Genomic DNA, 8,346 nt, shown 5'->3' with positions numbered 1-8,346 from the left:
GCGCTGGCTGGCGTTGATCTCCAGGGAGTCGTGGGCCATCTCGGTGTTGTAGGACGACCAGAACGCCCATCCGTAGCTCGGGCCTTTTCCGGTAGAGCCGAGGTCCCAGTTGAATGGCGGCGTCTTGACCTGCCAGCCGACCGACATGTGGCCGGTGGTCGAGTCGACCTTCACGCCGCTCACGATGCCGTGGAACTTCTCCGCGTAGTTCTCGACGTTCGCGTGGGTCCCCTTCGGCAGGGGCACCGAAAAGCGCGTGGCGACCAGGATGTACTCGGTGTTCGGCGTCACGAACGAGGAGCCGTGGTTCCCCATCGAGTTGGGGATGGGACCTAGGATCTGCTTCGTGCTAAAGTCCTCCAGGCTGATCCGGGCGACGCGGTTGTTGGCGTTGTCGTTCACGAAGAGCCAGCGGCCGTCGTAGGTCCCGTTGGTTTGGGAGAGGGCCGGGTGGTGCACGTCGCCCCACTTGTACTTGCCCATCATCTCCTTCGACTTCTTTGTGAAGCCGTAGCCTAGGCCCGGTGCGGGGGTGAAGACGGGAATCTTCTGGATCATCCGCATCGACGGCAGGCCCGCCACCCACACGTTGCCGGAGTGACCGCCAGAGTAGAACAGGTAGTAGTTGTCTTTCTCCCCGGGCGGGACGTAGGAAGCCGGAGCGCCGTCGCTACTCCCATTTCCCGACGAGCCGCCGCAGCCCAGCAGGCCGAGCGGGAGGAACAGAATGAAGAGATATTTGAGGTATTGCATGGATTTCGTGTGGACTATTCTGGATAAGAGTGTGCGAAAATCTGTTTTGGCGTCCAGATGGAAAGACGTGCTCGCCGCGAGCCCCATCTGTCAGCAGAAGCCCCACAGTCCGGCGCGCACGCCGAGAGAATGAGCGTGGGGGATTTCGGGCATCGGCGTGGGACGTGCCCCCACGCGGACGGCTCACTACGTCGCGGCGTCTTCCGTCACGACCATCGTGCCCCGCATCGTGGCCCAGTGGCCCGGGTACGTGCAGACGTAGCCGTACTCCCCGGTTTCCTCCGGGACGGTGAACGTGGTTGAGACCGTCTCACCGGGCTTAGAGATTGGCGTATGCGCAAGGATGAGCGTCTGAAGGCTCTCATCCTGCGGAACGTAGTCGTTGGACGACCCCGCTTTCACGCCGGCCTGTCCGATCTTCCGGAAGGTCTTCTTCTTGGGCGGTTGATTCAGAATCACGACGTTATGGCGCATCGAGGGGCTCGTCGCGGTGTTTTCAAAAACGAGCTTGACCTTCTGGCCGGGAGCTACGGTAAACTCAGTCTCTTTGTATTTCATCTGGTTGCCCTTCGGATGGAGCGTAACGGTCGTATCGACCTGTCCACCCGCGCCTCCCCCGGACGCCTCTGTCGACGACGCAGTGCTACTGGAAGAGGCCGACTCGGCCTCGCCGCTCGATCCGCCACAGGCCGCGAGGAGCGTTCCGGCCCCGACGCTGGCGAGTCCAAAAGCGGCGGAGCGACGAAGAAACTCGCGGCGCGAAGGGGAATCGGGCGTGTCGTTGGGCGCGCTGGACGCTGCGATTGGGTTGCTCATGGAAGAATTGGGTCTGGTGAACAGCTTCAAGTTCGCTCCCCAATCTATGGGCGTCGAGCGCTGCTGTCCTTGACCTAGGTCAATCCCCGCAGAGCTTCATCGCTGATTAACGAATGACCATCCAAACGTCTCCTTCGGCGCGTCGACACGGCAGTAATTTTACGACTTCGAAGAGGTCCAGTGCTTGACCTCCTGTAACGTCCTACGGTCGCTCATATCAGAATACTAGGGACACATCACACGTTCGTACCTCTACGACAGTGTTAGAGGGCATAAAGACTTTCGTCCGCTCCTTCCGACAAGGTCCCTTGTCCCATGCGATTCCGGCTCTCGTCCGTTCTCACCCTCTGTTTCGCGCTGACCTTCCTCGCGGCCTTCACGACTCCAGCGGCGAACGCCCAGTACTTCGGGAAGAATAAGGTCCAATACGACAATTTTAACTTTAAAACCCTGGAGACGGAGCACTTCGTTTTCTACTTCTACCCGGCCGAAGAAAAGGCCGTGCGCGACGCGGCCCGCATGGCCGAGCGCTGGTACGACCGCCACACGGAGGTCTTTCTGCACCGCTTCGACGAAAAGAAGCCAATCATCTTCTACGCCAACGACGCGGACTTTCAGCAGACCAACGTCGTGGATCAGGCCATCAGTCCGGCAACCGGAGGCTTCACCGAGCCGCTCCGGGAGCGCGTGGTGATGCCCCTCTCCCCGTCGTACGGCGAGACGAACCACGTGCTGGGCCACGAACTCGTGCACTCCTTCCAGTACGATCTCGCTCTCAACCAGGACAGCCTCGGCATTCAGCTCCGAGGCCTCCCGACGTGGCTCATTGAGGGCATGGCGGAGTACCTGTCGGTGGGCCGGCGATCCTCACACACGGCCATGTGGATGCGGGATGCCGTGCGGCGCGACGACATGCCATCGTTTAAAGAGTTGGCCAACCCGCGCGAATACTTCCCGTACCGCTACGGACAGGCGTATCTCGCATACATCGGGGGCAAATACGGGGATCAGTCCGTCGCAAATCTCTTTAAGCGGGGCGGACAAGTGGGGCTCGATTCCGCGTACGTAAGCCTCTTCGGCATCTCGCCCGACTCGCTGACCAAGGAATGGGCGCAGGCGACCCGCGACGCCTATCTTCCCCTCATGGAAAACCGGACCCCGCCTGATTCGGCCGGGCAGAAGGTGCTCGCGCCCGAGACGAATGGAGGACGGATCAACATCTCCCCGTCGCTCAGCCCAGACGGGCGCTACGTGGCGTTCATTTCCGAGCGCGAGCTCTTTCAATTCAACCTGTACGTTGCGGACGCCAAGACTGGAGAGGTAATCGCGGAGCTCGATCAGGCCGGCACGACGACCCACTTCAACGCGCTGCGCTTCCTCAGCTCGTCGGGCACGTGGTCGCCCGACGGCCGTCGCCTCGCCTTCGTGAGCTATGCAGAGGGGGACAACCAGATCACCATCTGGAACGTCGAGGATGAGGAAATTGAGCGGAGCATTTCGGTGGAGGGCGTCACCTCGCTCAAGAATCCAGCGTGGTCGCCAGACGGGACCAAGCTCGCGTTCAGCGGCACCGACGGGGGCATCAGCGACCTGTACGTGCTGAATCTGCAGACGAAGTCGGTTCGCCAGCTCACGAACGATCGCTACGCAGATCTCCAGCCCACGTGGTCGCCGGACGGGGAGACGATCGCCTTCACGACCGACCGTGCAGAGACGAATTTCGACACGCTCAATCCCTCCTCCAAGATGGACCTCGGGCTGATTGACGTGTCGAGCGGCGAGGTGACGGTCCGCGAGCCGTTTGGCGACGCGCTCCACCACAACCCGCAGTTCTCGCCGGACGGGCAGAGCCTCTACTTCATTAGCGACCAGGATGGATTCAAGGACATCTATCGCATGGAGCTGTCGAGCGGGAATCTGTTTCGGGTCACGCACCTGAAGACGGGTGTGAGCGGCATTACGGCACTCTCGCCCGCACTGTCTGTCGCCCGGACAAGTGGCGACCTGATGTTCTCTGTCTTCAAGAACGGCAACTACACGGGCTTCCGCCGCCCGGCCAGCGCGGGTCAGGGCACCCCTCTCGACGCAGCAGCGGCTCAGGCAACGCCCTCCCAGCAGCCGACGGAGATGGACACCGTGGACACTGCCGACGAGGTGGCCGCGGCCCCGCTAGATACACTCACGGAGGCGGGCGTTCTTCCGCCGTACACCCCGCAGGACGATGGGCTCGTGGCTGCGAACCTCCGCGATCCAAAGACCGGCCTTCCCCCGGCCTCGACGAACTATGAAGTCAGCGACTACGAATCCACGCTCTCGCTGGAGGCCATCGCGCCGCCGAGCGTAGGGGCGTCCATCGGCGGCCCATTTGGCGGGGGACTGTCGGGCGGAATTGGGTTTCGGTTCGGCGACATGCTGGGGCACCGGAGTCTCACCGTGGCGGTGCAGGCGCAGGGCACCTTCCGGGACATCGGCGGCGGGGTGTCGTACATGAACCGCCGCGGCCAGCTCAACTGGGGCGGGTCGCTCAGCCACACGCCGCTCATTTTTGGCGCGAATACGTTCCGGCTCCGTACCCCATCGGGCCGCCTTGCCGCCGCAAGTGTCATCCGACGGGCATACATTACCTCCGCGAGCGGCAATGCCTCGTACCCGCTGAGCCCGACTCGCCGGTTCGAGTTTTCGGTCGGGGCAACGCGCTACGGATTCGGGACAAACATCCGTGAGATCGGCCCTGTCCCGGACGAGGTGAGTCAGCGGTTAGAATCTGCCTTCGGCGAACGGGATCCGAAGTACTTGGTCGTGGGAAGCGCGGCGTACGTTCGCGACTTCTCAACCAACGGCCTCACGGGCCCTGTGCAGGGGGGCCGGTGGCGCCTCGGGCTCACCCCAACGGTTGGGACGCAAAACTTCGTGTCGGTCCGCGCGGACCTTCGGCGGTACTTCTACGCGAAGCCATTTACGTTCGCCGTCCAGGCGCTGCACGTGGGCAACTACGGCGCGGAGTTCAACGATGAGTTCGGCATCGGGAACGAGTACATCGGCTACCCCTACGGCCAGGGCTTCGTGCGCGGCTACAACGTGCGAGAGATTGCGTCGGGCATCCGGGAAAACGGGGGCTGCACGTCGGTGAGTGACGATCCGATCCGCTCGCAGTGCGCCGAGATCGACCGCCTCTTCGGGACGCGTTCGCTTACGGCCCGCGCCGAGGTCCGCGTGCCCCTTCTCGGCCCAGAGCGTTTCAGTCTCATCCCGTTCCGGTACGTGCCCACCACCCTGGCCCTCTTCGCCGACGCGGGGGTGACGTGGACCGCGAACCAGGCCCCCGAATTCTTTAACTTCGAGACGGGCAAGAGCGCCGCGACGAACATTCCGGTCGTGAGTACCGGCATCGCGGCCCGCTTCAACATCCTGGGCAGCTTCCTGCTGGAGGCCTACTACGCACGCCCCTTCCAGCGCCGCGACACGACCTGGGAGCTGGGCTTTCGCATCTCGCCGGGCTTCTGAATCGTGACACGTGATTCGTGAAACGTGATGCCCTCACGGTCCCCCCTCACGCATCACTCTTCACGCCTCACGCATCATTCCGGCAGTCCCGGCTCCACCATGACGACGTCCTCGCGGTCGACGCGGACGACGCCGGGCTCCGCCCCCGTGGGGCTAGTGACATACTTGCGCTCGGTGACCATAACGGGAACCACGCCGCTGCCCTTCGCTTGGCTGTAGTGGGCGGCAATGGCCGCGGCAGCGTGGATGCGGCGTGAGCCTGGCTCGGCGTCGCGGTTGGGGAGATGAAGTACGGTATGGGCTCCCGGCACCTCCCGGGCGTGCAGCCAGAGGTCGTACTTCTGCGCGGTGTGGAATGTGAGTTCATGGTTTTGGCGGGCATTCTTGCCCACCCACACTTCGAAGCCCTCCTCGAGGTCAAACCGGCGGTACGGAAATCGATCGACGCCGGCGTCTTTCTGCTCTACGAACGGAGCGAGAGCCTCCTCGTGCTCGGCCCGGAACTGCTTGATTCCGTCGAGGGTGCGGACGTCACGGAGTTTGTTGAGGAGCTGCTGGGCCTGCCTGGCACGCTCGATCGTGTCGCCGAGACGCTGTTCAGCCTCCTCGCGGGAGCGGCGCGTGCTCCGGGCCCGTTCGTAGTAGTGCTGCGCGTTTTCGACGGGTGATTTTGAGGGATCGAGCGGAATCGCCACAGTCTCACCCCCACCGAACAGGTTGGGAAGCTCCACCTCGTCTGTCCCGGCGGGCACCTGGTCCTGCTGGGCCATGAGCAGGTGGCCCCACCGCTCGTAGCGACCGGCGCGGCTCTCGCTCTCAAGCTCCTCTCGGATGCGCTCGGCACTCTGCCGGTGATGCTCGGCCGCCGAAGTGAGGGCTTCTTCCAAGGTGTCGTAGAGGCGATGGAAGTGCTGCTTCGCCAGCGTGCCTCGCACGAAGTCGGTCACCGCAGCATCCACCGTGTCGAACCGCTCGGCGGGCCCCGCATCGCGGTGCTGCAGCGGCACCAGCGCGAAGGCGTCCGGAAACGGGCCCTCACGGTAGATGACCGGGTCGGGATCTTCGAGGGCCTTACGCAGCGCCATCGACGCCTCGAAGAGAGCACCGCGCTCTGCTTCTGTGCAGTCCCTCGGCGCGTCCGTAGCGACGCCGGCCCGGTGCAGCGTCTCCTGCGCCAGTGGGGCCCCGAACAGCGACACGGCCGATTGGACGGCCTGGCGCGTCTTGTTGCGATCGTTCGTCCAGCGATCCTCGAACTCGTCGAACGTCTCGGGCATCGGCGCGGGGTAGGGCGTGGGGGGGTCCGTTCCGGCGTGCTCGGAGTCGTTCTGGAAGGCCTCGTTGATCGTGCCGTCGGCCCCAACGTGGAAGACATTCGCCCGGGCGCCGAAGAGCTGCCACAAGATCTGGGATTCATCCTCTAGGTCGAAGTACACGAGCCGGTCCCGGTTGGCAATTCGGACCTCGAGCACCTCCTGACCAATCCCCTCGCCGAAGAGGGTGGCCACGTTCCGGCGGGCCTTGGCGTATCCCGATTTCCGGAAAAGGTGCAGGAAGGGTCGCTCCACCGAGCCGCGCACCATCCAGTCCCGATCCGTGTCCCCGAGTGCGATGGTCAGCTCGTTCTTGTTCTGCGAGTAGATGTCCCGAATTGTCGTGCCTACGAGGTCGGGACGCCACTCGCGGACGAGAGCCCGGAGCGTGTAGTAGTTGTTGATCACTGTTCGAGGAGATGTACAGAATAGGAGGCGAACACGGCCTCTGTGCGGCCCATCGTCCACACGTTTGAGCACTCGTGCGGGTTCGCGGCCCAATCATTTATGCCGCGCGTCTGTGCCCCTACAAGCACGAGCACTCGTCTTCGGGCGCTTAGCGGTCCTCGACCCGTTCACTCGTTCCCGAGCCGTTCGGACATGTCCGGAAGACGAGCCCGCCTTCTCCAATTTCCCGGGATTGGAAATGCAGTAGGAGCGGAATGCGTCTCTTCAGGGTGGTTATTCTCATCGTGGTTGTCTTTATTGTCGTTGTACTTTCGATCGATGCTTTTCCCGACACTTCGCCAGCTCGATGCCGTCCGCGACAATCGACCGTGGTGACCTCGAGTCCCGTGCCTCCGAGTCGCCTCCCCGCCTGTCGCGGGCCGTCCTGCCCGCGGCCGAGGCGCAAATGCGGGCCGTAGTGCTGCTCTTCCCGATCGCCCTGCTTTCGCTCGGGCCGTACTTCACGCTCTGGGGGCCTCCCGACGTCCCGTTCCCAACCGACCCGACACTAGCGCTGCTGTTTACCGGTGCCCTCGTGCTGGGGACTGTGCTCCACGAAGGGCTCCACGGAGTGGGATACGTCTGTGGCGAGGCCTCGTGGGGAGATCTTCGGTTCGGGGTGCACTGGAGGGCACTGACCCCATTTGCTCAATGTGAGGTTCCGACCCGGGTCTGGACCTACCGGGTCGCCGTCGCCCTTCCGGGCATTGTGCTGGGCGTCATCCCCCTCGGCGTGGGGCTGACGACCGGGTATTGGCTGGCCACGTTCTATGGGTTTTTGCTGCTGGTCGCGGCCGCCGGGGACTTTCTGATGCTCTGGATCCTGCGCGTCGTCCCCGCCGGAACGTGGGTCCAGGACCATCCCTGGGAGGTGGGATACGTGATCGTTGCGGGCTCGTCGGCTTCGTCCCCCTCGCCGGTATCCGAGGAGGACCTCGCGGACGTACAGTCGAGCCGCAAGGACGGCCTGTCGCCCAAACAGGTAGCCCTTCTTTCCTTCATCCCTCTCGGATGCGTGGCCGTCGGACTCCTGCTCGCGGTCGTACTCCTCTAGCCGTCCCCGCCGACCGACCAAGGCTCGTCCACTGCTCTGGAGAGATCCGAATGACGGGTGCGGCAGGATGGTGAGAACACCGCACTCAGATCAATGGGCCGCCATCGCAAGAGGGCGGGTCGCGGAGGCTCGAGGGCCCGGCAACTCTTTCATGGTCCGCAGCCCGGCCCGGGCCTTCATTGCACGAGGCGCCGTGTTGACCAGCATGGTCCACGGGGGCCGTGTCGCCAAAAATCCCTCCGCGGAACCGAAGATCGGTGGGCGGCTCCCCTTCCACCTCGATGGCGTCGTACGAGGACTCGGCCCCGGCGTACATCTTCAAATCGAGTGTTACCCGGCGCTCTCCCCTGATGAGGCCGGCCGCAGAGCGATGAATGCCCGCCACATCTCCCGTTCGGACCTCCTGGTAGCCGGTATCAACCGGCCCGTCGGCGTGAACTGGCCGGAGCGTTTCGTCGA

At 63.7% G+C, this 8,346-nt stretch carries 4 protein-coding genes and 2 pseudogenes; 2 read left to right on the top strand and 4 right to left on the bottom strand.

Features of this window, described 5'->3' with window-relative positions; genetic code table 11:
• A pseudogene (locus ABEL04_RS11315) lies at positions 1 to 753 on the bottom strand (nitrous-oxide reductase); the annotation flags it as partial.
• 186 nt (positions 754 to 939) lie between these two features.
• Positions 940 to 1,569, bottom strand: coding sequence for a plastocyanin/azurin family copper-binding protein (locus tag ABEL04_RS11310; RefSeq protein ID WP_375802501.1), 630 nt, complete (start codon positions 1,567 to 1,569; stop codon positions 940 to 942).
• 315 nt (positions 1,570 to 1,884) lie between these two features.
• Here ABEL04_RS11310 and ABEL04_RS11305 point away from each other — a divergent pair, with 315 nt between their 5' ends.
• On the top strand, positions 1,885 to 5,073 hold the full coding sequence (locus ABEL04_RS11305; RefSeq protein ID WP_375802500.1) for a basic secretory protein-like protein: 3,189 nt from the start codon (positions 1,885 to 1,887) through the stop codon (positions 5,071 to 5,073).
• 74 nt (positions 5,074 to 5,147) lie between these two features.
• Here the strand turns inward: ABEL04_RS11305 and ABEL04_RS11300 are convergent, their stop codons facing one another.
• On the bottom strand, positions 5,148 to 6,794 hold the full coding sequence (locus tag ABEL04_RS11300; protein ID WP_375802499.1) for an NFACT RNA binding domain-containing protein: 1,647 nt from the start codon (positions 6,792 to 6,794) through the stop codon (positions 5,148 to 5,150).
• A 346-nt stretch (positions 6,795 to 7,140) separates the two neighbouring features.
• Between ABEL04_RS11300 and ABEL04_RS11295 the strand changes: the two genes are divergently transcribed.
• Positions 7,141 to 7,887 (top strand): DUF3267 domain-containing protein, encoded by a 747-nt coding sequence (locus tag ABEL04_RS11295; protein WP_375802498.1) that lies wholly within the window; start codon positions 7,141 to 7,143, stop codon positions 7,885 to 7,887.
• Positions 7,888 to 7,972: 85 nt separating this feature from the next.
• Here the strand turns inward: ABEL04_RS11295 and ABEL04_RS11290 are convergent.
• A pseudogene (locus ABEL04_RS11290) lies at positions 7,973 to 8,346 on the bottom strand (hypothetical protein); the annotation flags it as partial.

Source organism: Salinibacter sp. (genome assembly GCF_042218895.1).
Taxonomy (GTDB): domain Bacteria; phylum Bacteroidota; class Rhodothermia; order Rhodothermales; family Salinibacteraceae; genus Salinibacter.
This window is presented reverse-complemented; position numbering and strand designations above follow the sequence as displayed.